Source organism: Streptomyces sp. SudanB52_2052 (assembly GCF_964272415.1).
GTDB classification, from domain to species: Bacteria; Actinomycetota; Actinomycetes; order Streptomycetales; family Streptomycetaceae; genus Streptomyces; species Streptomyces olindensis.
Genome location: NZ_OZ186796.1, coordinates 7,317,232 through 7,341,132, shown reverse-complemented (window position 1 = coordinate 7,341,132; position 23,901 = coordinate 7,317,232). Strand labels below are relative to the sequence as shown.

20 protein-coding genes and 1 pseudogene are annotated in these 23,901 nt (G+C 69.9%); 4 read left to right on the top strand and 17 right to left on the bottom strand.

Translation table 11 applies throughout. The features are described 5' to 3' along the window. Position 1: 1 nt before the first annotated feature. The 5 genes from ACSUPV_RS32910 to ACSUPV_RS32890 all read right to left on the bottom strand — a co-directional run bounded on the left by ACSUPV_RS32910 (position 2) and on the right by ACSUPV_RS32890 (position 5,304). Complete coding sequence (locus tag ACSUPV_RS32910) at positions 2 to 979, bottom strand: helix-turn-helix transcriptional regulator (protein ID WP_031114626.1); 978 nt, start codon at positions 977 to 979, stop codon at positions 2 to 4. Positions 980 to 1,108: 129 nt separating this feature from the next. Continuing rightward, complete coding sequence (locus tag ACSUPV_RS32905; protein ID WP_019754140.1) at positions 1,109 to 1,480, bottom strand: FKBP-type peptidyl-prolyl cis-trans isomerase; 372 nt, start codon at positions 1,478 to 1,480, stop codon at positions 1,109 to 1,111. Between the two features lie 61 nt (positions 1,481 to 1,541). Then, positions 1,542 to 2,543 (bottom strand): FKBP-type peptidyl-prolyl cis-trans isomerase, encoded by a 1,002-nt coding sequence (locus ACSUPV_RS32900; RefSeq protein ID WP_037760439.1) that lies wholly within the window; start codon positions 2,541 to 2,543, stop codon positions 1,542 to 1,544. A gap of 130 nt (positions 2,544 to 2,673) precedes the next feature. Beyond that, positions 2,674 to 4,035, bottom strand: a complete 1,362-nt coding sequence (pafA, locus tag ACSUPV_RS32895) for a Pup--protein ligase (RefSeq protein WP_031114622.1) — start codon at positions 4,033 to 4,035, stop codon at positions 2,674 to 2,676. A gap of 9 nt (positions 4,036 to 4,044) precedes the next feature. Continuing rightward, positions 4,045 to 5,304 carry an MFS transporter gene (locus tag ACSUPV_RS32890; protein WP_436949094.1) on the bottom strand — a complete coding sequence of 420 codons (1,260 nt, stop codon included), beginning with the start codon at positions 5,302 to 5,304 and terminating at the stop codon, positions 4,045 to 4,047. Positions 5,305 to 5,392: 88 nt separating this feature from the next. Between ACSUPV_RS32890 and ACSUPV_RS32885 the strand changes: the two genes are divergently transcribed. Further along, complete coding sequence (locus ACSUPV_RS32885; RefSeq protein ID WP_031114620.1) at positions 5,393 to 6,403, top strand: LacI family DNA-binding transcriptional regulator; 1,011 nt, start codon at positions 5,393 to 5,395, stop codon at positions 6,401 to 6,403. 374 nt (positions 6,404 to 6,777) lie between these two features. Here ACSUPV_RS32885 and prcA read toward each other — a convergent pair whose 3' ends face one another. The 6 genes from prcA to arc all read right to left on the bottom strand — a co-directional run bounded on the left by prcA (position 6,778) and on the right by arc (position 12,939). Next, complete coding sequence (gene prcA / locus ACSUPV_RS32880) at positions 6,778 to 7,539, bottom strand: proteasome subunit alpha (protein WP_031114619.1); 762 nt, start codon at positions 7,537 to 7,539, stop codon at positions 6,778 to 6,780. 68 nt (positions 7,540 to 7,607) lie between these two features. Further along, complete coding sequence (gene prcB / locus ACSUPV_RS32875) at positions 7,608 to 8,453, bottom strand: proteasome subunit beta (RefSeq protein WP_359785773.1); 846 nt, start codon at positions 8,451 to 8,453, stop codon at positions 7,608 to 7,610. Further along, positions 8,405 to 8,998 carry an endonuclease VII domain-containing protein gene (locus ACSUPV_RS32870; protein WP_436949093.1) on the bottom strand — a complete coding sequence of 198 codons (594 nt, stop codon included), beginning with the start codon at positions 8,996 to 8,998 and terminating at the stop codon, positions 8,405 to 8,407. Before ACSUPV_RS32870 ends, prcB begins: the two co-directional genes overlap by 49 nt. 32 nt (positions 8,999 to 9,030) lie before the next feature. Beyond that, complete coding sequence (locus ACSUPV_RS32865) at positions 9,031 to 9,249, bottom strand: ubiquitin-like protein Pup (RefSeq protein ID WP_030244016.1); 219 nt, start codon at positions 9,247 to 9,249, stop codon at positions 9,031 to 9,033. A 177-nt stretch (positions 9,250 to 9,426) separates the two neighbouring features. Further along, complete coding sequence (gene dop / locus ACSUPV_RS32860) at positions 9,427 to 10,938, bottom strand: depupylase/deamidase Dop (protein ID WP_359785779.1); 1,512 nt, start codon at positions 10,936 to 10,938, stop codon at positions 9,427 to 9,429. Between the two features lie 234 nt (positions 10,939 to 11,172). Then, positions 11,173 to 12,939: a proteasome ATPase gene (gene arc / locus ACSUPV_RS32855; RefSeq protein ID WP_037760431.1), complete on the bottom strand. Its 1,767-nt coding sequence runs from the start codon at positions 12,937 to 12,939 to the stop codon at positions 11,173 to 11,175. Positions 12,940 to 13,184: 245 nt separating this feature from the next. On the opposite strand from arc, the gene ACSUPV_RS32850 reads away from it, so the two are divergent. Continuing rightward, positions 13,185 to 13,490, top strand: a complete 306-nt coding sequence (locus ACSUPV_RS32850; protein WP_031114611.1) for a ferredoxin — start codon at positions 13,185 to 13,187, stop codon at positions 13,488 to 13,490. A gap of 59 nt (positions 13,491 to 13,549) precedes the next feature. On the opposite strand, the gene ACSUPV_RS32845 is transcribed toward ACSUPV_RS32850, so the two are convergent. The 3 genes from ACSUPV_RS32845 to ACSUPV_RS32835 all read right to left on the bottom strand — a co-directional run bounded on the left by ACSUPV_RS32845 (position 13,550) and on the right by ACSUPV_RS32835 (position 17,013). Further along, on the bottom strand, positions 13,550 to 14,128 hold the full coding sequence (locus ACSUPV_RS32845) for a hypothetical protein (RefSeq protein WP_037760429.1): 579 nt from the start codon (positions 14,126 to 14,128) through the stop codon (positions 13,550 to 13,552). 321 nt (positions 14,129 to 14,449) lie between these two features. Further along, entirely contained in the window at positions 14,450 to 15,352 is a 903-nt protein-coding gene (locus ACSUPV_RS32840) for a tRNA (adenine-N1)-methyltransferase (protein WP_031114607.1), read from the bottom strand. 74 nt (positions 15,353 to 15,426) lie between these two features. Continuing rightward, a complete protein-coding gene (locus ACSUPV_RS32835) occupies positions 15,427 to 17,013 on the bottom strand; it encodes a site-2 protease family protein (protein WP_436949092.1) in 1,587 nt (528 codons plus the stop codon). 551 nt (positions 17,014 to 17,564) lie between these two features. Between ACSUPV_RS32835 and ACSUPV_RS32830 the strand changes: the two are divergent. Continuing rightward, positions 17,565 to 18,604: pseudogene (locus ACSUPV_RS32830) on the top strand (RecB family exonuclease). Between the two features lie 14 nt (positions 18,605 to 18,618). Continuing rightward, positions 18,619 to 19,290 (top strand): response regulator, encoded by a 672-nt coding sequence (locus tag ACSUPV_RS32825; protein ID WP_030606450.1) that lies wholly within the window; start codon positions 18,619 to 18,621, stop codon positions 19,288 to 19,290. A gap of 71 nt (positions 19,291 to 19,361) precedes the next feature. Here the strand turns inward: ACSUPV_RS32825 and ACSUPV_RS32820 are convergent, their stop codons facing one another. From ACSUPV_RS32820 to ACSUPV_RS32810, 3 genes are all read right to left on the bottom strand, one after another. After that, positions 19,362 to 20,945: an ABC transporter substrate-binding protein gene (locus ACSUPV_RS32820; protein WP_031114604.1), complete on the bottom strand. Its 1,584-nt coding sequence runs from the start codon at positions 20,943 to 20,945 to the stop codon at positions 19,362 to 19,364. Between the two features lie 109 nt (positions 20,946 to 21,054). Next, complete coding sequence (locus ACSUPV_RS32815; protein WP_031114602.1) at positions 21,055 to 22,659, bottom strand: ABC transporter substrate-binding protein; 1,605 nt, start codon at positions 22,657 to 22,659, stop codon at positions 21,055 to 21,057. Between the two features lie 408 nt (positions 22,660 to 23,067). Continuing rightward, entirely contained in the window at positions 23,068 to 23,769 is a 702-nt protein-coding gene (locus ACSUPV_RS32810) for an HAD family hydrolase (RefSeq protein WP_031114601.1), read from the bottom strand. Positions 23,770 to 23,901 lie beyond the last annotated feature (132 nt).

Here is a 23,901-nt window from a genome sequence, read left to right as displayed (position 1 = left end):
CTCAACCCTTGGCCACGGCCCGCAGCCGGTCCACCACGTCGGCCCGCAGCTCGGCGGGCTCCAGGACGACCACGTCCGGCCCGAACTCCACCAGCCACGCGTCCAGCCCGTGGCCGTACGGAATCTCCAACTCGTCCCAGCCGTCGCCGAGTTCCCGCACGGACGTGGCCTTCGCCCGAAGGGGGTACCCCGCGTCCGAGCGCAGCCGGATCCGCGCCGAGCGGTCGGCGATCTCCCCGGCCCAGCTCGCGACGGTCTCACGAACGGTGACGACGTCCGGGACGTCAGCGGTGTAGCGGCCACCGCGCGAGCGGACCTTGCCGGTGATCCGGGACAGCCGGAACACCCGCTCGGCGCCCCGGTCGCGGTCCCAGCCCGCCAGGTACCAGTGGCCCCGCCAGCACTCCAGCGCCCACGGCTCCACGTGCCGCTGCTCGGGGTGCGCGGCGGTGGCCTTGCGGTAGTCGAAGACGACGGGCCGACGGTCCCGGCAGGCCAGCATCAGCGGCTCGAAGGCCGCCTCGTGCACGGGGATGCGCGGTTCCAGCGCGCCGTGCGGGCCGTACGGGTCGACGTCCTCGGGGAGTCCGGCCGCGCGCAGCTTCTGCAGGGCGCCGCTGGCCGCGCCGGCGAGCCGGGCCTGCTGCCACACCTTGGCGGCGAGCCCCAGCGCGGCGGCCTCCTCGGCGTCCAGGGTGATGGGCGGCAGGCGGTTGCTGTCGCGGCGGGCCAGGTAGCCGACCTCGCCGTCGAGGCTCTCCACCGTCTCGATGACGAGTCCGAGTTCGCGCAGGTCGTCCTTGTCGCGCTCGAACATGCGGTTGAAGGAGTCGTCGGAGCCGGACGATCCGTTGCCCGGTCCGAAGGCCTCTACGTAGGCCTCGATGGAGTCGCGCAGCTCGCGCTTGCTGAGCGGCCGCCGCGTCCCGAGCAGACACAGCGCCAGGTTCATCAGCCGCTCGGCCTTGGCAATGGCCATCGACGCGCTTCGCCTCCCTATGGTGCTTACGAGCGATGACCGTACCGCCACAGGGTGGCACGGCAAAAGCCGAGGGCCCATGCCCGAGCAGGCATGGGCCCCACGTGATCGAGTCTGTCCGAACCTTGCTCAGACCCCGAGCAGGTCGACCACGAAGATCAGCGTCTCGCCGGGCTTGATCGCCGGGGTCGGGCTCTGGTTGCCGTAGGCGAGGTGGGCGGGGATGGTCAGCTGGCGGCGGCCGCCGACCTTCATGCCCTGCACGCCCTGGTCCCAGCCCTTGATGACCCGGCCGCCGCCCAGCGGGAAGCGGAACGGCGTCCCGCGGTTCCAGCTGGCGTCGAACTCCTCGCCCGTGCTGAAGGCGACACCGACGTAGTGCACGGTGACGGTCTGGCCCGCCTGCGCGACCGGGCCGTCGCCTTCCCAGATGTCCTTGATCTCGAGGTCCGCCGGGGGCTCGCCGCCCGGGAAGTCGATCTCGGGCTTGTCGATGCTCACGTCTCTAGCTCCTGCTTGTCTGCGGAAAGGCGAACACGCACAGTCTTACATCCCCCGCACGTCACAGCTTCGCGAGGATGTCCACCGAGAAGACCAGCGTGGAGTCCTTCTTGATGCCGCTGCCCTGCGGCGGATTGTCGCCGTAGCCCAGCTCCGGCGGGATGACGATGAGGACGCGACTGCCGACCTTCTTGCCGGTCAGGCCCTGCGCCCAGCCCTTGACGACCTGCTGGAGCGAGAACGACACCAGCTGCTTGTTGGCGTAGGAGGAGTCGAACTCCTTGCCGCCGTCCCACAGCACGCCCTTGTACTGCACGAGCACGCTGTTGCCGGCGGCGACCTCCTCGCCGTCGCCCTCCAGGACGTACTCGGCGACGAGCTTCTTCGGGGCGGTGGCCTTGGGCACCTCGATGGAGGGGGCCTTGCCGTCGGTGTTGGTGCCGACCTTCGGGAGGTCCGCGTCGTCCTGCGGGACCTGCTTGCCCTTGGCGGAGCTGGTGGCGTTGAACGTGTCCTGCACGTCCACGACGAAGACCAGGGTGTCGGTGCCCTTGATGCCCGCCTGCGGGTTGCCCTGCGAGCCGTAGCCCCAGGTCGGCGGGACGGCCATCTCGATGCGGCTGCCGGCCTTCTTGCCGGCCAGCGCGTACCGCCAGCCGTCGATGATCTGGCCCTGGGTGAGCTGGATGGCCAGGCGGGCCTTGCGGTCGTAGGAGTTGTCGAAGACCTTGGCGGTGTTCCACACCTGGCCCAGGTAGTGCGCGACGACGAAGTCGTTCTCCGCGACGGTCTTGCCGCTGCCCGCGATCAGGGTCTTCACCGCGAGCTGCTTCGACGGCTCTCCGCTGCCCTTGGCGACCGTCGGCTTCTCGTCGAACTTGGCGCCCGCCGTGACCGCCGGCAGCGGACCGTCGACGATCTTCGGCGGCGGGGCCGCGGAGGGACCCGACGGTGAGGGCGACGGGCTGTCGCTGGCCTTGCTCGAGTCGGACTTGTCGTCACCGCATGCGGCGAGCGTGGCCAGTCCTGCGGGTACGGAGATGAGAAGTGAGCGTCGGCGCACTGTGGGGGCCTCGTAATCGGTCGATCTCGTTGATGGCGTGCGCGCAACTCTACGGCGTGAGAAGGGCGCCGCACTTGTAACGTACGGCGCCCGTGTGGCGTTCCGGCGATTTTCCCGCCGGCGCAATTCCTCACATTCCGGCGATCAGCTTCTCCACCCGGTCGTCCACGGAACGGAACGGGTCCTTGCACAACACGGTGCGCTGAGCCTGGTCGTTGAGCTTGAGGTGGACCCAGTCGACCGTGAAGTCACGGCGCTGCTCCTGGGCGCGCCGGATGAAGTCGCCGCGCAGCCGGGCCCGAGTGGTCTGCGGCGGGACGGACTTGCCCTCGAAGATCTTCAAGTCGTTGCAGACGCGGGCTGCCTGGCCCTTCTTCTCCAGCAGGTAGTACAGGCCGCGACGGCGGTGGATGTCGTGGTAGGCGAGGTCTATCTGCGCGACCCGCGGGTGCGACATGGTCATGTTGTGCTTGGCCCGGTACCGCTCGAGGAGCTTGTACTTCATGACCCAGTCGATCTCGGTGCCGATGCGGTCGAGGTCCTCGGTCTCGATCGCGTCCAGCGTGCGGCCCCACAGCTCCAGGACCTGCTCGACGGTGCCGGTGCGGATGCCGCGGCGCTCGCAGAAGTCCAGGGCCTTCTCGTAGTACTCGCGCTGCACCTCCAGGGCGGAGGCCTCGCGTCCGCTGGCCAGGCGGACCTTGCGGCGGCCGGTGATGTCGTGGCTGACCTCGCGGATCGCCCGGATCGGGTTCTCCAGGGTGAGGTCGCGCATCACCGTGCCCGCCTCGATCATGCGCAGTACCAGGTCGGTGGCGCCGACCTTGAGCAGCATCGTCGTCTCGGACATGTTCGAGTCGCCCACGATGACGTGCAGGCGGCGGTAGCGCTCGGCGTCCGCGTGCGGCTCGTCGCGGGTGTTGATGATCGGCCGGGAGCGGGTCGTCGCCGAGGAGACGCCCTCCCAGATGTGCTCGGCCCGCTGGCTGACGCAGTACACGGCCCCGCGCGGCGTCTGCAGCACCTTGCCGGCACCGCACAGCAACTGCCGCGTGACCAGGAACGGAATCAGAATGTCCGCGAGCCGCGAGAACTCCCCGTGCCGCGCCACGAGATAGTTCTCATGGCATCCGTAGGAGTTGCCCGCCGAGTCGGTGTTGTTCTTGAAGAGGTAGACGTCGCCCGCGATTCCCTCCTCGTGCAGGCGTCGTTCGGCGTCCACCAGGAGTCCTTCGAGAATGCGCTCGCCCGCTTTGTCGTGGGTGACCAGTTCGATCACGTTGTCACATTCCGGTGTCGCGTATTCCGGATGCGATCCCACGTCGAGATAGAGGCGGGCGCCGTTTCGCAGAAAGACATTGCTGCTGCGGCCCCATGACACGACACGGCGGAAGAGGTACCGCGCCACCTCGTCAGGAGACAGGCGGCGCTGTCCCCTGAACGTGCACGTGACGCCGTACTCGTTCTCCAGCCCGAAAATGCGGCGGTCCATGAGGGAACATTACGCCCGATCCCCTGAACTGAAACGGGGTTCGACGGCACGGTTTGGATCATTTTCCGAACCGGCCGCAACGACCGCTCCCTGGCCGGGAGCTGCGAGTACCCGTCCTGTGGCGCTCAAAACCAGCAAGGACACGCCACCCGCGACACCGGGCACGGCGAAGCCCCACAGGGCCCCGCCCGCCTCGACGACGGGCCCCGCGACGCCCGTTCCGACCGAGTGGCCCACGGTGAACGTCGTCACCAGCCAGGAGAACGCCTCGGTGACCGTGCCGCGCGGGGCGTGCCGGTCGACCAGGACGAACGCGCAGGCGATGGCGGGGGCGAGGAAGACCCCGGCGAGCGCGGTCAGCGCCACCATGGGCACGGCGTCCGGCATGAGCATCAGCGGCAGGTAACACACCACCAGAAGGGCCACGAGCACCTGGAGTCGCCGCGCGGGCTCACCGGCCCACTGCCGCGCCCCGTAGACGGTGCCGCCGACCAGCGCGCCGAACCCCAGGGCGGCCATCAGCCAGCCGTACACCGCGTCACCGCCGTGCTCGTCCGCGTAGGGCACCGAGGCGACCGTGATGGACCCGAGCGCCATCCCGATGAACAGGAACGCCGCCAGCAGGGCCGGCAGCCCCGCCGAGCGCAGCGCGCCGAGCCAGTGCGCCTCGCGCGGCGCCGACCGCCACGCGCGCGAGGGCGGCGACACGACGACGGACAGCGCCCCGAGCACCCCGACGACGTTCAGCACGAGCAGCGCCGCCTGGGCCGACCACAGGGACACGCACAGCGTCACCAGCAGCGGCCCGACGGTGAACATCACCTCCTGGGCCACGGCGTCCATGGCGTACGCCGTGTGCACCTGGTCCTCCCGCCGCAGCACGGAGGGCCACAGCGCCCGCAGCCCGCCCTCCAGGGGCGGGGTGAAGAGCCCGGCGGCCGCGACGGCGCCGTACGCGAGGGGCAGCGACCCGATGCCGCAGAAGGCGAAGGCGGCCATCGCCAGGCCGGACAGGACCGCCGCGGGCAGCTGCACGCGCGGCTGCCCGCGCAGATCCACGAGCCGGCCCAGCACCGGCTGCCCCACGGCGTTGGCGACGCCGTACACGGCCGCCAGCGCCCCGGCCAGGCTGTACGTGCCGCCCTCGGCTCGGACGAACAGCACGATCGCGATGGCCGCCGTGGCATTGGGCAGCCGGCCCACGAGCGTGCCGACGAGCAGTCGGGCGGCGTGTCGCGCCCGAAGGATCTCCAGGTATCCCGTGGCCATGTCCCCGCCCTAGGTTTTACGTATAACGTCGGCTCCCATACGTACCATGGCCGCTGTTCGCGAGTCCAGACGAAGGAGCGGCCCGACGGTGGCACGAGGCAGCACCCGCCCCACGAGCCGGGACGTCGCCCAGGCCGCCGGCGTCTCCCAGGCGGCCGTCTCCCTGGTCCTAGGCGACAAGTGGCGCGGCCGGGTCTCGGAGGCGACCGCAGAGCGCGTCCGCGAGGCCGCCCGCGACCTGGGCTACCGCCCGAACCTGGCCGCCCGGAACCTGCGCCTGGGCCGCACCCGCACGGTCCTGCTGGTGGTCCCGGCCCTGACCACGGAGTTCTTCGCCGGCGTCTACACGGGCGCGGCCCGCGTCGCCGCCGAGCACGGCTTCGGCGTGGTCCTGTACCCCTCCCCCGAGGGCATCGGACCCGCCCGCGACCCCTTCGCCTCCGCGCAGGCGGCCCTGGACGGCGTCATCGCCTCGTCCATGGCCGCGGACGCGCTGACCGCGATCCGCGGCGAGGCACTGCCCCTGGTCATGCTGGACAGCGACCCGGCGGGCAGTCTCGGCGCGGCGACGGTCAACCTGGACATCGCCGACGGCGTCCGCCAAGTCGTCGAACACCTGCTGTCCCTGGGCCACCGCCGCTTCCTCCACCTGGCGGCGGACGTGCCGTCCTGGACGTTCGAGGTACGGGCCCGGGAACTGGCGGCGCGGCTGGCGGGGGTACCGGGCACGTCGGTCCGCACGGCCCGGGCCCCCATCTCGATCGAGGGCGCCGTGGCCGCCACGGAGGCCGCGCTCTCGGTGCCCGGGCCGCGCCCCACCGCGCTGGTCTGCGACGACGACAAGCTGGCCGCGGGCGCGTACAAGGCGGCCCGCCGGCTGGGCCTCCGCATCCCCGACGACGTGTCCGTCACCGGGGTGGACGACCTGGCTCTGGCCACGGCCATCGACCCCGAGCTGACGACGGTCCGCCTGGACGCGGAGCTCTTCGGTGAACGGGGCATGCAGGCGCTTCTGGCAGTCCTGGAGGGCCGTTCACCCGAGGGCGGGGACATTCCGGTGCACCTGCTGGTACGGGGCTCCACGGCACCGCCAGCCTGATTACGCCCCCGCGTCGGTGCTGGGGCCGGGTGGGCCCGCAACCCGGCGGAACGGGGTGCCTCCCCCAAGCTCTCGGCTTCGCTCGAGCAGGGGGGACCCCCACCGCCCACCCGTGCCGCCCCTCGCGGCACGCCTGCCCGCAGCTAAGGCGAGACGCGCCCGCAGCCGCCGGCTCACGCAAGGGGACGTGTCGGGGGGTGTCCGCCCGCAGCGGTTGGCGCGTCAACGCCGGCGAGTCGGTGTCTCACCCCATCGCGCCGTTCCGAGCACGGACACCCCCCGGCGCGGCCCCGACCCACCACCCGGCGTATGCGGAACGCACGCGCCCCGGCCGAAACCAGCCGGGGCGCGTGAGAAGAACGAACGGCGGGACGCTACTCGGCGTCCTCGGATCCCTCCGAGTCCGACTCCGGCTCCGATCCCTCCGGCTGTGCCCCGTCCTCCCCCAGGAGCCGGGACAGCTGCCGCCCACTGATCCGCTTGAACTTCCGCTTCTGCGGTCGCGTCCGGTCCAGCACCGCCACCTCCAGCCGCTCCGCGGGGATCTCCCGCTCACTGCCGTTGGTGTCCCGGGACAGCGCCTGCACCGCCAGCTTCAGCGCCTCGGCCAGCGTCATGCCGTCCCGGTGACGCTGGTCCAGATAGCTGCTGATCTGCTCCGCGTTGCCGCCCACCGCGACCGAGCCGTGCTCGTCCACGATGGAGCCGTCGTGCGGCAGCCGGTAGATCTGGTCCCCCTCCGGGGTCTCACCGACCTCGGCGACGACCAGCTCCACCTCGTACGGCTTCTCCCCGACGCTGGAGAAGATCGTGCCCAGCGTCTGCGCGTACACGTTGGCCAGACCGCGGGCCGTCACATCGCCCCGGTCGTAGGTGTAACCCCGCAGGTCGGCGTAGCGAACGCCGCCGATGCGCAGGTTCTCGTACTCGTTGTACTTGCCGGCGGCCGCGAAGCCGATCCGGTCGTAGATCTCGCTGAACTTGTGCAGCGCACGGGACGGGTTCTCGCCGACGAACACGATGCCGTCGGCGTACTGCAGCACGACCAGGCTGCGGCCGCGGGCGATGCCCTTGCGGGCGTACTCGGCCTTGTCGGCCATCGCCTGCTGGGGTGAGACATAGAACGGCGTCGACACCGGTTATCCGTCCCTCTCTTGAAGATTCCGTCGGTTCACTGGACCACCCTCACAAGAACGCCCGCCGCCTACAGCAGCGCGGCCCGCGGACCGTCCGGCTGCTGCAGACGCCGCTCCAGGACGGAGCGCGCGATCTCGGACGACTCGTCCTCGGTGAGCCGACGGAAGCCGTCCTCGGTGATCACGGTGACGATGGGATAGATCCGGCGGGCGACATCGGGACCACCGGTCGCCGAGTCGTCGTCTGCCGCGTCGTAGAGCGCCTGGACCACGAGCGTCGTGGCCTCGGCCTCGCTGAGGTCGTCCCGGAAGAGCTTCTTCATCGCGCCGCGCGCGAAGATCGACCCGGAGCCGGTGGCCGCGTAGCCCTGCTCCTCGGAACGCCCGCCCGTGACGTCGTAGGAGAAGATCCGCCCCTTCTCCCGGTCCACGTCGTAGCCGGCGAAGAGCGGGACGACGGCCAGCCCCTGCATGGCCATGCCCAGATTGGAGCGGATCATCGTCGAGAGCCGGTTGGCCTTGCCCTCGAGGGACAGCTGCGCGCCCTCGACCTTCTCGAAGTGCTCCAGCTCCAGCTGGAACAGCTTCACCATCTCCACGGCCAGACCCGCCGTACCGGCGATGCCCACCGCCGAATACTCGTCGGCGGGGAAGACCTTCTCGATGTCCCGCTGCGCGATGACGTTGCCCATGGTGGCACGCCGGTCTCCGGCGAGGACGACACCGCCCGGGAAGGTCACGGCCACGATCGTCGTGCCGTGCGGTGCCTCGATGGCACCCTGGACGGGCGGCAACTTCTTGTTGCCCGGCAGCAGGTCGGGCTGGTAGTCGGAGAGGAAGTCCATGAAGGAGGAAGAGCCTGGCGTCAGGAAGGCAGCTGGTAGACGCCCGGTGCTACGAGTGTTGGCTTCCACGCGATTCCTTCCAAGTAAGCGGCGGCCCGACGGACGGCGTCGGGATCGTCTCCCAACTTGCCGATGGCCGAATTGCAGTTGAAGCACAGTACGCCACGGACCCTACCCGTCTTGTGGCAGTGATCCACATGGGCAGTCGGAGCTTTCAGGCAGATCACGCAGAGGCCCCTTTGAGAGGCGATCATCTCGTCGCGCTCGACTTCGGTGAGGCCGTAGTGGCGCATGAGATGCGCCGCACGCCCTTCAGTGGCTCGACACGCCTTACAGCGCGTCGACAACCCGTCCGACGCTGTTGCGTTGCGGTGCCATTCGCTCCACGGCTTCACCTCGCCGCACTTCAAGCAGAGCTTGTGGCCCTCGGGCACCTGAGCCTTCGGACGGACCTTCCGCCCGAGAGTCTCCTGGCGCGTCCGGTGATAGTCCGAAGCGCAATCCCGACAGTGCCGCTGGAGGCCGTCCAGGTTGGACCGCCTGCGAGCGAAGGCTGCGTACGGCTTGTCTTCACCGCACCGTACGCAGCGCTTCACACCTTCTTGATTTGCCAACTCCAGCTCCCCCGCCACCTTCGTTTCGAAGGCTACTGGCCGCCCTTCTGAACGAATGACCTCACGAAGTCCTCGGCGTTCTCCTCCAAGACGTCGTCGATCTCGTCCAGAACCGAGTCCACGTCGTCGCTCAGCTTCTCCTGACGCTCCTTGAGGTCCTCGGAAGCCTGCGCCTCCGCCGCCTGCTCCTCGACCTCCTCGGTGGACCGGGTGGCCTTCTGCTGTCCGCCGCCGGTGTCCTTGGTCGCCATATCCCTCACCCCGCTCGGTTCGCCCGACACAGTTGCTCGGTCAAGATCAGACCCTACTCGCCGGGTCTGACAATGGCCCCGCAGTTGCTCCAACGTACGGGGACCACCTCGATGATTCCCGGACCAGGGAATTTCCACCCTGTCCGGCCGGCTTCTCCCGAGTACCCGCGATCGGCCTCACCCGCCGGACAGAACCCTGACCAGGTCTTCCGCGGTGCGGCAGCGGTCCAGGAGCTCCTTGACGTGATTACGCGTTCCGCGAAGCGGTTCCAGGGTTGGGACACGCTGCAGGGAGTCCCGGCCCGGCAGGTCGAAGATCACCGAGTCCCAGGAGGCCGCCGCGACGTCGTCCGCGTACTGCTCCAGGCAGCGGCCGCGGAAGTACGCGCGCGTGTCCTCAGGAGGCGCCGTACGGGCCCGCTCGATGTCCGCCTCGGCCAGCAGGCGCTTCATGCGCCCGCGGGCCACCAGACGGTTGTACAGGCCCTTCTCGGGCCGCACGTCGGCGTACTGGAGGTCGACCAGGTGCAGTCGTGCCGCGTCCCAGTCGAGGTCGTCCCGGCGCCGGTAGCCCTCCATGAGCTCCCGCTTGGCGACCCAGTCCAGCTCGCCGGCCAGGCTCATCGGGTCGTGCTCCAGCCGGGTGAGCGTGTCCTCCCAGCGGGACAGGACGTCCTTGGTCTGGTCGTCGGCGTCCGCCCCGAACCGCTCCTCCACGTACTTGCGCGCGAGCTCGTAGTACTCCATCTGCAGCTGGACCGCGGTGAGCGTCCGGCCACTGCGGAGCGTGACGAGGCGTTTGAGCGAGGGGTCGTGCGAGACCTGGTGCAGCGTGCGAACGGGCTGGTCGACGGCCAGGTCCACGGCGATGAAGCCGTCTTCGATCATCGACAGGACGAGGGCCGTCGTACCCAGCTTCAGATACGTCGAGACTTCCGACAGGTTCGCGTCGCCGATGATCACGTGCAGGCGGCGGTACTTCTCGGCGTCCGCGTGCGGCTCGTCGCGGGTGTTGATGATGGGGCGCTTGAGCGTGGTCTCCAGGCCGACCTCGACCTCGAAGTAGTCGGCTCGCTGGCTGAGCTGGAAGCCGTGCTCGTGCCCGTCCTGGCCGATGCCGACGCGGCCCGCTCCGGCGAAGACCTGGCGGGAGACGAAGAACGGCGTCAGGTGGCGCACGATGTCCGAGAAGGGGGTCTCCCGCTTCATCAGGTAGTTCTCGTGCGTGCCGTAGGACGCGCCCTTGTTGTCGGTGTTGTTCTTGTACAGGTGGATCGGCTGGGCACCGGGCAGCTGGGCGGCCCGTTCCGCGGCCTCCGCCATGATCCGCTCGCCGGCCTTGTCCCAGAGGACGGCGTCCCGGGGATTGGTCACCTCGGGGGCGCTGTACTCGGGGTGCGCGTGGTCGACGTAGAGCCGTGCGCCGTTGGTGAGGATCACATTGGCCAGGCCGATGTCCTCGTCGGTGAGCTGGCTGGAGTCGGCGGCCTCGCGGGCGAGGTCGAAGCCTCGCGCGTCCCGCAGCGGGTTCTCCTCCTCGAAGTCCCAGCGGGCCCGGCGGGCCCGGTGCATCGCCGCCGCGTAGGCGTTCACGATCTGGGACGAGGTGAGCATGGCATTGGCGTTGGGGTGGCCGGGGACGGAGATCCCGTACTCCGTCTCGATGCCCATTACTCGCCGTACGGTCATGCGGCCCTCCTTGCCCGGCGGCACCCTCGGTCGTGGGCGCCACTCAGATACCGCTGGCGCTCGGTTGCGTGTGCGGTGCCCGTCCCCGCACTGCGCGACTCGGCGGTACGCAAGAGCCTAGAACGCCTTTGCGCTGGTGGGGAGATCATTTGCGTCATTGCGTTGCTCCAGCCGTGGCCTGAAAAACAGTCGGCTGCGGGTACCCGCCGAGGGCACCCGCAGCCGCCCTGCCTTTTACAGGTACTGACCGGTGTTCGCCACCGTGTCGATGGAGCGTCCGGTGTCCGCACCCTGCTTTCCGGTGATGAGCGTACGGATGTACACGATCCGCTCGCCCTTCTTTCCGGAGATGCGGGCCCAGTCGTCCGGGTTGGTGGTGTTCGGCAGGTCCTCGTTCTCCTTGAACTCGTCCACGCAGGCCTGGAGGAGGTGGGAGACGCGGAGGCCCTTCTGGTTCTTCTCGAGGAAGTCCTTGATCGCCATCTTCTTGGCCCGCCCCACGATGTTCTCGATCATGGCGCCGGAGTTGAAGTCCTTGAAGTAGAGGACTTCCTTGTCGCCGTTGGCGTAGGTGACCTCCAGGAAGCGGTTCTCCTCGGACTCGGCGTACATCTGTTCGACAGCCGTCTGGATCATGCTCTGGACCGTCGCGGCCTTGGAGCCGCTGTGCTCGGCGAGGTCCTCGCTGTGCAGCGGGAGGCGCTCGGTGAGGTACTTGCCGAAGATGTCCTTGGCCGCCTCGGCGTCCGGACGCTCGATCTTGATCTTCACGTCCAGCCGGCCGGGCCGCAGGATGGCCGGGTCGATCATGTCCTCGCGGTTGGAGGCGCCGATCACGACCACGTTCTGCAGGCCCTCCACACCGTCGATCTCGGCGAGCAGCTGCGGGACGATGGTGTTCTCCACGTCCGAGCTGACACCGGAGCCACGGGTGCGGAAGAGGGACTCCATCTCGTCGAAGAAGACGATGACGGGGGTTCCCTCGCTGGCCTTCTCACGGGCCCGCTGGAAGACGAGGCGGATCTGCCGCTCCGTCTCACCGACGTACTTGTTCAGCAGCTCGGGGCCCTTGATGTTGAGGAAGAAGCTCTTGCCGGCGGCCTGGCCGGTCACCTCGGCGACCTTCTTGGCCAGTGAATTGGCCACGGCCTTGGCGATCAGAGTCTTACCGCATCCAGGGGGTCCGTACAGCAGCACACCCTTGGGCGGCCGCAGTTCGTGCTCCTTGAACAGGTCCGGGTACAGGTACGGGAGCTCGACCGCGTCGCGGATGGCCTCGATCTGGCCGCCGAGACCACCGATCTGCTCGTAGCCGATGTCGGGGACCTCTTCGAGGACGAGCTCCTCGACCTCGCTCTTGGGAACGATCTCGTAGACGTAGCCGGAACGGGGTTCGAGCAGCAGGGCGTCGCCGGGCCGGATGTTCACGTCCAGCAGCGGCTCGGCGAGCCGTACCACCCGCTCCTCGTCGGTGTGCCCGAGCACCAGGGCCCGCTCGCCGTCCTCGAGGATCTCCTTGAGGGTGACGATGTCACCGACACGCTCGAACTCCATGGCCTCGACCACGTTGAGCGCTTCGTTGAGCATCACTTCCTGGCCGCGCCTGAGCTCCTCGAGCTCGACGCTGGGGCTGACGTTCACCCTGAGCTTGCGGCCGCCGGTGAAGATGTCGGCGGTGCCGTCCTCGTTCGCCGTCAGGAAGACGCCGAAGCCGGCCGGCGGCTGCGCGAGCCGGTCGACCTCCTCCTTGAGGGCCACGATCTGGTCACGGGCCTCACGGAGCGTGTTGGCGAGTCGCTCGTTCTGCGCGGACACGCCGGCCAGATTGGTCTGCAGCTCGACGATCCGCTCTTCGAGAATCCTCGTGTGTCGCGGAGAGTCGGCGAGCTTGCGTCGCAGGACGGCGATCTCCTGCTCAAGGTAGGCGATCTGCCCGGCCGGGTCGTCGGACCCGCGTCCCGGGCGGATGCCGCGGTTCATGTCGTCGTCGTGGGCTGCCACGGTCCTCACCTCCTCCAAGGGGAGCTGGACGCTTCCAGACCCTACCTGGGCGGGTGTCGATTGAAACCCCTAGATCACAAAGACGGTCGGGGTGTGTCCGATCTTCACCCTTGCGCTCTCCCTCACGCCAGGGGAATACCCACCGAACCTGATTGGAACCCAGGCGGAGGTAGGGTCGAAGCGTTCAACACCCGTCAGAGCTGGCCGGATTCCCGATACGGCCCGGCGGAGAAACGGCAGGAGAGATGAGCGTGCAGCAGGAGGCCGGCGTCGACGGCGAGGCTCTGGAGGTCTGGATCGACCAGGACCTGTGTACCGGCGACGGCATCTGCGCCCAGTACGCGCCGGAGGTGTTCGAGCTGGACATCGACGGGCTGGCCTATGTGAAGAGCACCGACGACGAGTTGCTCCAGGACAAGGGCGCGACAACGCCCGTACCGCTGCCGCTTCTCACGGACGTGATCGACTCCGCGAAGGAGTGTCCGGGCGAGTGCATTCACGTACGTCGGGTTTCGGACAGGACAGAGGTCTACGGACCGGACGCAGAGTGACTGCTTCTCTACGCACTGTCACTACTGTCTGATATCTCACACGCGCTGGCGCACGCGCCTCACACGCTGCGGGCACCTGCCGGCGTCGAGCGGACGAACGCGCCGTTCTGCCAACGCCATTTCACGTCGCTCCGCACGTCGGGGCAGCAACGCGGCACGTCGGCCGACGAGTAGCCGAGGAGCGTGGCCGTGACGGCCCCGTCGCGCACGGCGAAGTCCGCGACGGTGGTGCCGTCCTCGGGGTCGAGGAGCGTGGCCACCACCCGCGGCTTGCCGCCGTCGCCGTCCCGGGTGAGGACGTACACGCCGTCCGGCGGCGTGCCCATCGGGGAGTCACAGCGGACCACGGCCACCGTCTCGGGTGCGCCGTCGCCGTCGAGATCGCCGGAGGCCTTCTTCTTCACCACGGCCTTCACCGGGCCGCACTCGATCGGGAAGTCCACCGCGGCCGGATCGGGTGCGGCCATGTTCGCCGGAGCGCTTCTGGTCTCGGGGGCGGACGGCGGAGCGGCCGTCGCGGCGCCGGGCTGGAGGACCGAGGAGAGGGCCACCACGCCGGCCACGGCCGTGGCGGTGGCCAGCCAGTGGATGGGGCGGGTGTGGGTGTGGGCGAGCTCCGGGACGGCGGAAGGCTGCACTAGGAGTGTCTCCTGAGGGCTGTGCCGGTGGGGTGGCCAAGATGGTGCCACACGTCACACCGCGAGGGAACGGCGGGGTGTGCGCGTCCCGTGCCGGGGAAGTCAGAGGGGTTACGGTTCCTGCCGCTGTGTCAGCAAGCCCGGGCCGGCACGGGCCTCCTGCGGCGGGCGAGGCGGCTGCCGATCGTCTCGGAGCAGGTCAACGGTGTCGCGCGCGGTTTCCCCCCGGGCGGCAACGAGAAGGCGCCGTGGCGCAGTTCCGGTGCGGTGTCCGGGAACTGCGCCACGGCGCCCGTGCGTTGTGTGCGGTGACGGGCCGTCTCAGCGGGCGGTGCCACCGTCGGCGTTGGGTCCTGCGTAGTCCTCGCCGTAGGCGCCCTTGGCGGGGCGGCGGCGGCGCATGGGCGGCTCGACGCCGTCCGCGAGGCGGCGGGCGGTGAGCAGGAAGCCGGTGTGGCCGATCATCCGGTGGTCCGGGCGGACGGCCAGGCCCTCGATGTGCCAGTTGCGGATCATCGTCTCCCAGGAGGTCGGCTCGTTGAAGCAGCCGATCTCGCGGATGGACTCGACGGTCCGGGCGAGCTGGGTGGTGGTCGCGACGTAGCAGCAGAGGATGCCGCCGGGGACGAGCGCCTTGGAGACGGCCTCCAGGCACTCCCAGGGGGCGAGCATGTCGAGGATGACGCGGTCGACGTCGGTGTCGGACAGGTTGTCCTGGAGGTCGCCGACGGTGAGCTGCCAGGCGGGGTGCGGTCCGCCGAAGTAGCGCTCGACGTTCGCCTGGGCGATCTCGGCGAAGTCGGCGCGGCGCTCGTAGCTGTGCAGCATGCCCTGGTCGCCGATGGCGCGCAGCAGGAAGCTGCTGAGCGAGCCGGAGCCGACGCCGGCCTCCACGACGCGCGCGCCGGGGAAGATGTCGGCGAAGGCGAGGATCTGCCCCGCGTCCTTCGGGTACACGACGGCTGCCCCGCGGGGCATGGACAGGACGTAGTCGGGGAGCAGGGGGCGCAGCGCGAGGTAGGCGACGTTCCCCGTGGTGCGGACAACGCTGCCCTCGGGAGCGCCGATCAGTTCGTCGTGCGGGAAGGAACCCTTGTGGGTGTGGAAGTTCTTCCCGGCCTCGAGCGTGAACGTGTAGTGGCGGCCCTTGGGGTCGGTCAGCTGTACCTGGTCCCCGACCTTGAAGGGCCCGCGCCTGCGGGCGGCACCGGTCGGTTCGGACATGTGACCAGCCTACCGGCACCGGAGAGGGCCGCCGACCACCGGGACGGCCACCAGGACCACCGCTGGAAAGGCCGCTAGGACGGCCTGGCCATCGCCTTGACGAAGGCGCGCTCCACGTCGGCCGCCGACAGGACGCCGTAGATCTCGCCGGTCTCCTCCACGACCAGGTACTCGGTGGCCGGGGTGGCGCGCAGGGCGTCGAGGAGTTCCTCGCCGGACAGCTCCGCCGAGACGCGCATGCCGTCGGTGAGCTCCTGCGCGAGGCCGCTGACCGCGACCCAGGGGCGGCGGTGCTCCGGGACGCCGACGATGGCGGCCTCGCGGACGAGGGAGAGGGGTTTGCCGTCGGCGTCGACGACGACCAGGGCGCGGGCTCCGGCGGCGTTGGCCCGGCGCAGGGCCTCGGAGAGGGGGGTGTCGGTCTCGACGGGGACCGCGCGGCGGGTCAGCGTGCGGGCGCGCAGTTCGGGGAGGTGCTCGCGCAGACGGGCCATGCGCAGGCTGTTGCCGGCGCCGGTCCAGATGATCGCGGCGAGGATGGCGGCGAGCAGGGCGTCCAGGACGGTGTCCATGCCGACGTTGTCGACGGCGTCGGAGCCGAGGGCGCCGGACTGGGTGAGCAGGGGCAGGCCGATCAGGACGGAGACGGCGAGGGCGCGGCCGACCCAGGCGGCGGCGATGGTGCCGCTCATCGGCTTGCCGGTGAGCTTCCAGACGACGGCGCGGAGCATGCGGCCGCCGTCCAGGGGCAGTCCGGGCAGGAGGTTGAACGCGGCCACGATGAGGTTGGAGATCATCAGGCCGGCGAGCAGGACGCCGGGGACGGTGCCGGGTTCCACGGCCTGTACGGCGGCGTAGAAGACGCCGGCCAGGACGAGGGAGAGCAGCGGTCCGACGAAGGCGAGCACGAACTCGCGGCCGGGGGTCTCGGCCTCCTTCTCGATCTCGGAGACGCCGCCAAAGAACTGGAGCTGGATGCGGCGGACCGGGAGCTTGAAGCGGAGGGCGGCGACCGTGTGGGCCAGTTCGTGGACGAGCACGGAGGCGTAGAAGGCCACGGCGAAGAAGAGCGAGACCAGGTACCGGGCGGCGCCGAGCTCGGGCAGCACGCGCTCCAGCTGGCCACCGAACACCCAGGTGATCAGGGCGGCCACCAGGAACCAGCTCGGCGCGACGTACACGGGCACCCCGAACGGCCGCCCCATGAGCAGCCCGCCCCGGGGCTCGGGCCGCTGCGGAGCGGGGCCCTTGCCGTCGGCGGAGTGCGCGAGGGGGCGGTGGCCCGGGGTGGGGGTGTGCGCGGCCGGGGCCGGGGGTTCGGGGTGGTGGTCTGAGGCGCCGGGGGCTGACGTGGGGGCCGCGCGACGGGGCTCCGCGTCGGGCCGGTCGGCGGCGGGGGTGGCGGTGGGACGGGGGTCCGCCTCGGGCCGGCCGCTCGTGGGTGCGGTGTGAGGATCGCCGGCGTAGGCCCGGTCCGGGTGCGCGTCACCCTCGGAACGCGCGTCGCCCGTCCCATGGGCAGGGGTCGTGGAGGGACCGCCGGAGGCGGAGCCGGGGCGTCCGTCGCCCTCAGGCGTACGACTCCCGTCGGCCGCACCGCGGGCGGGGGCCGCGGCAGGGCCGTCCGAGGCGGAGCCGGTGGATCCGTCGCCATCAGGCACGCGACTCCCGTCGGCCTCGTCGCGGGCCGGAGCCGTGGCAGAGCCCTCAGAGGCAGAGCCCGTGAGGCCACCGTCGTCAGACGTGCCGCTCCGATCGGCCTCACCGTGGGCCGGAGCCGTGGCAGGGCCCTCGTCCCCGACAGGCCCCTCGTCCCCGACAGGCCCCTCGACCCCGGCAGGGCGGGTCGCCGGCGTGTCCGTCGGCGGGGCGTCGTCCCGCTGTTGGGGGGCGAAGCGCCGTTCCTCCGTGGGGCGTTCGTCGGCGGGGGTCGGGTCGGCGGCCCGGGCCGGAGGCCCTGCGTGGCGCTCGGCCGACTCGTCGTTGCCGGACCGCGGCTGCCCGTGCCCGCCGCTCTCGTCCACCGGTGTCCCCTCGTTCGAAGCGTCTCCCGCGCCTGCCGGACGGGAGGGTCTCGAGTCGATGGTATGCGTCCGCCGAGGTGCGTTCCGCCCCGGCACCCCTGTGTTTCCCGTACGTCGACCTCCCCTCCCGGCTTCCCCCACGGAACGCGCCTGGGTCACTGTCAGTGGCGGGCCGTATGGTCTGGGGCATGGAGACGAGCACCGAGGGCGCGGCGCAGCCCGAGAGCAGCCCTGCCGCGGCGGTGGATCCGCCGGTCACGGCGGGGCCCGAGGCGACGGCAGGGGACACGGCCGCCCAGGCAGTGGCGGAGGCGGCGGCGGAGACGGCCGCCGTGAGCGACTTGGTGACCGGGTCCACCGCCATACCGCCCGCCTCGCTGTCCCCCTCGCGTGCCAGTGACTTCATGCAGTGCCCGCTGCTCTACCGCTTCCGGGTCATCGACCGGCTCCCGGAGAAGCCGAGCGAGGCGGCGACGAGAGGCACGCTGGTCCACGCGGTCCTGGAGCGCCTCTTCGACGCCCCGGCCGCCGAGCGCACGGCGCCCCGGGCGAAGTCGCTGATCCCGGGCCAGTGGGACCGGCTGCGCGAGACGCGGCCGGAGGTCGTGGAGCTGTTCGCCGACGACCCCGAGGGCGAGCGGCTGGCGCGCTGGCTGGGCGAGGCGGAGCGGCTCGTCGAGCGCTGGTTCACCCTGGAGGACCCCAGCCGGCTGGAGCCGGCCGAGCGGGAGCTGTTCGTCGAGGCCGAGTTGGAGTCCGGGCTGCGGCTGCGCGGGATCATCGACCGGGTCGACGTGGCTCCCACGGGCGAGGTCCGGATCGTCGACTACAAGACGGGGAAGGCGCCCAGGCCCGAGTACTCCGAGGGCGCCCTGTTCCAGATGAAGTTCTACGCCCTGGTCGTCTGGCGGCTGAAGAACGTGGTGCCGCGCCGGCTCCAGCTGGTCTATCTCGGCAGTGGTGAGGTGCTGACGTACGATCCGGTCCTCGCCGACCTGGAGCGGGTCGAGCGCAAGCTGCTGGCGCTGTGGGAGGCGATCCGGCTGGCGACGGAGACGGGCGACTGGCGGCCGCGCCCCACGAAGCTGTGCGGCTGGTGCGACCACCAGGCCCACTGCCCGGAGTTCGGCGGCACTCCCCCGCCGTATCCGCTGCCGCTGAAGGTGACCGACCGGTGAGGGCGGCTGAGTCCGGCGGGCCCGCGCAGGGCAGAATGGGGCCGGACTAGCGAAGGAGACTTACGTGGCCATCCGCGTCCTACTGGTCGACGACCAGCCGCTGCTCCGTACGGGCTTCCGGATGATCCTGGAGGCCGAGCAGGACCTCGCGGTCGTCGGCGAGGCCGGAGACGGCCTCCAGGCGCTCGACCAGGTGCGGGCCCTGCAGCCCGACGTGGTCCTGATGGACATCCGCATGCCGCGGATGGACGGTGTGGAGGCGACCCGGCAGATCACCGGCCCCGGGCGGGACGGCCCGGCGAAGGTGCTGGTGCTGACCACCTTCGACCTCGACGAGTACGTGGTGGAGGCGCTGCGCGCGGGGGCCAGCGGCTTCCTGCTGAAGGACGCGCCCGCCAACGAGCTGGTGCAGGCGATCCGGGTCGTGGCCGCGGGCGAGGCGATGCTCGCGCCCAGCATCACGCGCCGGCTGCTCGACAAGTACGCCACGCATCTGCCCTCGGGCGACGAGCCCGTGCCGGACACGCTGCACACGCTCACCGACCGTGAGGTCGAGGTGCTGAAGCTGGTGGCGCGCGGGCTGTCCAACGCGGAGATCGCCGCCGACCTGTTCGTCAGCGAGACCACCGTCAAGACGCACGTCGGGCACGTGCTCACCAAGCTGGGCCTGCGCGACCGCGTGCAGGCCGCGGTGTACGCCTACGAGAGCGGGCTGGTGCGCCCCGGCGCGCAGTAGCCCTCCTCCCCCCGTACATGTGAAGAGGCCGCCCCCTGCCGAGCAGGGGGCGGCCTCTTCACAGGCGGGCGTCAGGCGTCCTTGCTCAACTCCCAGAAGCGGAACACGGTCGACGCGTCGAGGCAGTACTCCAGGCCGTAGACGCCGTCGCGGACGACCGCGTACTGCTTGGCCTGCCACACCGGCAGGACGGGCAGTTCATCGGCGACGATGTCCTGCAGCTCCCCGAACTCCTTGTCGGTGGCGGCCCGGTTGGTCAGGGCCGCGGTGCGCGGGATGAGCGAGCCGGTGATGGTGCTGTTGTCGTAGTTGTTGTTCAGCACGTTGCCCTTGCCGAAGAAGGGGGCCGTGAAGTTGTCGGCGTCCGGGTAGTCGGGCACCCAGCCCTTCACGTAGACGCCGTACTTGCCGGCCGCGATGTCCTTCTCGTACTGGCCGAAGGGGACGGACTTGACGTCGGCGTCGAACAGGCCGCTGGCGTTGAGCTGGCCGGCGATGGCGTTCAGCTCCTGGTCGGTGGCGGGGCCGTAGCGGGACGGCGTCGACCAGAGGGTCAGCTTCACCTTGCCGTTGATGCCGTCGGCGCGCAGCGCGGCCTCGGCCTTGGACTTGGACGGGCGGGCGCCGTAGGTGTCGAAGAAGGCCGTGTTGTGGCCCGCGATACCGGCCGGGATGATCGAGTACAGCGGAGTCGCGGTGCCCTGGTAGACATCCCTGATGAGGGCCTCGCGGTCCAGCAGATGGGCGATGGCCTTGCGTACGCCCAGCTTTCCGGCGACCGGATCGTCCATGTTGAACACCAGGTGCTGGACCTCGGCGCTGCTGCCCTCGACGACTTCGACACCGGAGCCGTTGTCGGCCTTCTCGGTGTCCGCGATGTCACTTGCGGTGAGGCCGCGGTAGGCGACGTCGATCTCCTCGTTCTGGATCGCCTGCTTCAGGGCGGTCTGGTCGCCGTCGAAGAACTTCAGCGTCACGCCGGAGTTGTTCACCTTGGCGGTGCCCTTGTAGTTCTCGTTGACGGAGAAGACGGCCTGGTCGTCGTCGAACGAGTCGAGCTTGTAGGGGCCGGAACCGACAGCCTGCCGGTCCGTGCGCAGCTTGTCCGCGTCGTACTCGTTGTGGTTGACGATGGAGCCGGCGCCGGAGGCGATCTTGCTCGGGAAGGTCGCGTCGGAGGTGTTGAGGTGGAAGACGACCGTCGACTCGTCGGGCGTCTCGACCTCGTCCAGCGTGGGGAACATGATCGCGGGCCCGTCGGGGTCGTTGATCTTCAGCATCCGGTCGAAGGAGAACTTGACGTCCTCGGAGGTGAGTTCGTCACCGTTGCTGAACTTCAGGCCGTCCTTCAGCGTGCACCGGTAGACCGAGCTCTGTGTGTCCGTGAAGGCGCAGCTCTCGGCGGCCTCGGGCTGCGGTTCCGTGGCGCCCTTGGGGAAGCTGAGCAGCGACTGGAAGACGTTGTTGAACAACAGCCAGGAGCCGGGGTCGTAGCCGGAGGCGGGGTCCGTGGCCAGGACGTCGTCGGACATCCCCACCACCACGTTGGAGCCCTCCCCCGCGGAGTCTCCGGTCTCCGTGCCACAGCCGGTGAGCAGGCCGGAGGCGAGTCCCGCCACGATCGGCAGGACCGGCCACTGGTTGCGTATGTTCACGTGTGTGCCTTGTCGTCGGTTCTCGAGAACGCCCGGAGCATGTCCCCGGCTCCGGGGCACGGATCCCCGGGGGCCGCGGTCACAGGCCCCCGGGGTTCCAGTGGGTCCGTCAGCCACTCACGCCCCGCCCGAGCTCCCAGAGCTGGAGCGTCGAGGAGGAGTTGAGGGCGTACGCGGTACCCGTGATGTCGTCGCGCGCGGCGACGTACTGCTTGCCCTGCCACAGCGGCAGCACCGGCACGTCACTGGCGACGATGTCCTGAATGTCCGTCAGGCTGGTGGAGGCGGACAGTCGGTCCGCCTCTCGGCGCGACTCGGGGATCAGGGTGTTGCGGATCCGGCTGTTGTCGTACGGCGAGCCGAGGGTGTTGTCCGCGTCGAGGAAGGGCGCGAGGAAGTTGTCCGCGTCCGGGAAGTCCGGGAACCAGCCCATGCCGTAGACGTCGTACTCGCCCTTCTTCTCGGCCGGGCGGAAGGTGTCCCAGGGGGTGCCCTTGATGCCGACCTCGAACAGGCCGCTGGAGTTCAGCTGGTCGCGCAGGACCTCGAACTCCTTCTTGGTGGCCGGGCCGTAGTGGTCGGTGGTGTAGTGCAGCGTCAGCTTCACCGGGGTGGTGATGTTCGCCTGGTTCAGCAGCGAGCGGGCCTTGGTGACGTTCGGGTCGCCGTACTTGTTGAAGAACGAGTTGGAGTGGCCGGTGATGGTGGCCGGGACCAACGAGTACAGCGGCTCGGCCTGGGAGCCGTAGACCTTGGAGACCAGCGCGCTGCGGTTGACGACCTGGGCCATCGCCTGGCGCACGGCCTTGGACTTGACGGTCGGGGCGTCGGTGTTGAAGCCCAGGTAGCGGATCTCCAGGCCGGGCATCTCGACGAGGTCGATGTCGGTGTCCGCGTCACCGGAGAGCTTGCGGATCTGGTCCGGCGACATGGTGCGGGTCATCAGGTCGATGTCGCCCTTCTCGAGCGCCTCGCCCATGGCGTCGGCGTCCTTGAAGGAGACCATGTCGATCTTGTCGTTGTTCACCTTGAGGCTCCCCTTGTAGTCGGGGTTGCGGGTGAACTCGGCCTTGACCAGCTCGCCGTTCTCGACGTCGGCCTTGAGGGTGTACGGGCCGGAGCCCTCCAGGTCGAAGCCGTCGCGCAGCTTGTCCTTCGGGTAGTCGTCGGGGTCGACGATGCCGGCGACCGGGGTCGACAGCTTGTACGGGAAGGTCGCGTCGGCCGTCTTGAGGTGGAAGACGACCTCGCGGTCGCCCTGCGTCTCGACGGTGTCGATGGTGGACAGCAGGGCGAAGACGCCGCTGTCGGCCTTGAGGGAACGGGCGCGGTCGATGGAGTACTTGACGTCGGCCGCGGTGACAGGGTCGCCGTTCGCGAACTTCAGTCCGTCGCGCAGGGTGCAGGCGTAGCGCTCGTTGCCGGTGTCGGTGAAGCCGCACCGCTCGGCGGCCTCGGGTACCGGCTCGCCCTCACCGCGGGGCTGGATCATCAGGGTCTGCACGGTCTGGCGCAGGATGTTCCAGCTGCCGACGTCGTAGGCGTACGCCGGGTCGAGGGGCGCGGGGGCGTCCTTCGAGGCGGTGAACCGGTCCGTGGTGCCGACGACGATCGCGCCGCTGTCGCTGCTCCCGCTGTCGGACCCGCCGCAGGCGGCGAGCACCGGCGCGAGCAGGCCGATCACGGCCGGCAGCACCAAAGTCTTGCGGTTCATGCTCGAGTTTCTCCAGAGCTGTCTACCCCGTGTATCCAGCATGCAGGGGTGGCGCAGCGGATCACGGGGGTGGGGCGATGTTCTCGCGACGAGATTAGTCCGGACCGGCAGGAGGGTTCGCAGCCACCGGAGTTGAGCACCCATCACGCTGCGGAACCGGGTGCGGACAGACCGAAAACCCGACAGCGGAAGCTTTGGTGCAGCGTTCCATCAATCGGGACACAAGGGCACGCCGACGGCCCTGTGGACGGGGTGCGCAGCACACGCCGGATCGACTGTCGACCCCGGATCGCGTGGGGAAGGTCACACCCGTAAACAGGTTCGAGCGTACGGGAATTCGACCATCCGGAGGGATCGAATTCACCTCCGGAATTACCGCCCTAACACCGCTGCACGCTGGGTGAACGACTAGCGCATTTCCGTCATCAACCCGTGCAGAAATGTCAGGTCGACCTGTTCCAGGGAGCTGACGACCGTCCGCCTCAGGGCCGGGGCGATGGGAGCGACGGAGGGCACCGCCACGACCCGGCAGCCCGCGGCCTCGGCCGCGGCGACGCCGGTCGCGGTGTCCTCGATGACGGCGCAGCGGGCCGGGTCCGCGCCGAGTCCGGCGGCGGCCGCCAGGTACGGGTCGGGGTGGGGCTTGGTGCGCGGCACCTCGTCGCCGGCCACGGTCAGGCTGAAGTGGTGCGCGCCGAGCGAGGTGAGCACCCGGTCGATGATGCGCCGGTGCGAGGCGGAGACGAGGGCTGTCGGGATCTCGTACTCGTACAGCTCGGCCAGCAGCCTGCCGGCGCCCGGCATCAGCGGCAGGGCGCGGCCGATGCGGTCCTCGAAACCGTCGTTGAGCAGGACCGTGAGCTCGTCGAGGGTGATGTCGGCGCCGGTGGCCTCGATCAGGAACCCCGCGCTGCGGGTCATGGGGCCGCCGACCACGACATGGCGCCAGGACTCGTCGAGCCTGTGGCCGAGGGAGGCGAAGACCTCGACCTCGACGTCCCACCAGAAGCCCTCCGTGTCCACCAGGGTGCCGTCCATGTCGAGGAGCACGGCCTGGAGGGCCGACCCTTCGGCCGTCCGGGTACCGAGCGCGGGGACCGTACTGGTCATCCACCTACCTCCTTGAGGGACGATCAGGCCGGTTCCCACGGGGGAACCGGCCTGCAGTGGACCTGCCAGTCTACGTCGTGCGCGGCGGAAGTGCCTCGTTTAGCCCGTGTGCCCCGGGGCACACGGACCGCA

What these genes read in the sequence shown, in the direction of transcription:
- ACSUPV_RS32910 (WP_031114626.1), bottom strand. Translation starts at nt 979, where the DNA reads ATGGCCATTGCCAAGGCCGAGCGGCTGATGAACCTGGCGCTGTGTCTG.
- pafA (WP_031114622.1), bottom strand. Translation starts at nt 4,035, where the DNA reads ATGGACCGCCGCATTTTCGGGCTGGAGAACGAGTACGGCGTCACGTGC.
- ACSUPV_RS32890 (WP_436949094.1), bottom strand. Translation starts at nt 5,304, where the DNA reads ATGGCCACGGGATACCTGGAGATCCTTCGGGCGCGACACGCCGCCCGA.
- ACSUPV_RS32865 (WP_030244016.1), bottom strand. Translation starts at nt 9,249, where the DNA reads ATGGCGACCAAGGACACCGGCGGCGGACAGCAGAAGGCCACCCGGTCC.
- dop (WP_359785779.1), bottom strand. Translation starts at nt 10,938, where the DNA reads ATGACCGTACGGCGAGTAATGGGCATCGAGACGGAGTACGGGATCTCC.
- ACSUPV_RS32850 (WP_031114611.1), top strand. Translation starts at nt 13,185, where the DNA reads ATGAGCGTGCAGCAGGAGGCCGGCGTCGACGGCGAGGCTCTGGAGGTC.
- ACSUPV_RS32840 (WP_031114607.1), bottom strand. Translation starts at nt 15,352, where the DNA reads ATGTCCGAACCGACCGGTGCCGCCCGCAGGCGCGGGCCCTTCAAGGTC.
- ACSUPV_RS32815 (WP_031114602.1), bottom strand. Translation starts at nt 22,659, where the DNA reads ATGAACCGCAAGACTTTGGTGCTGCCGGCCGTGATCGGCCTGCTCGCG.
- ACSUPV_RS32810 (WP_031114601.1), bottom strand. Translation starts at nt 23,769, where the DNA reads ATGACCAGTACGGTCCCCGCGCTCGGTACCCGGACGGCCGAAGGGTCG.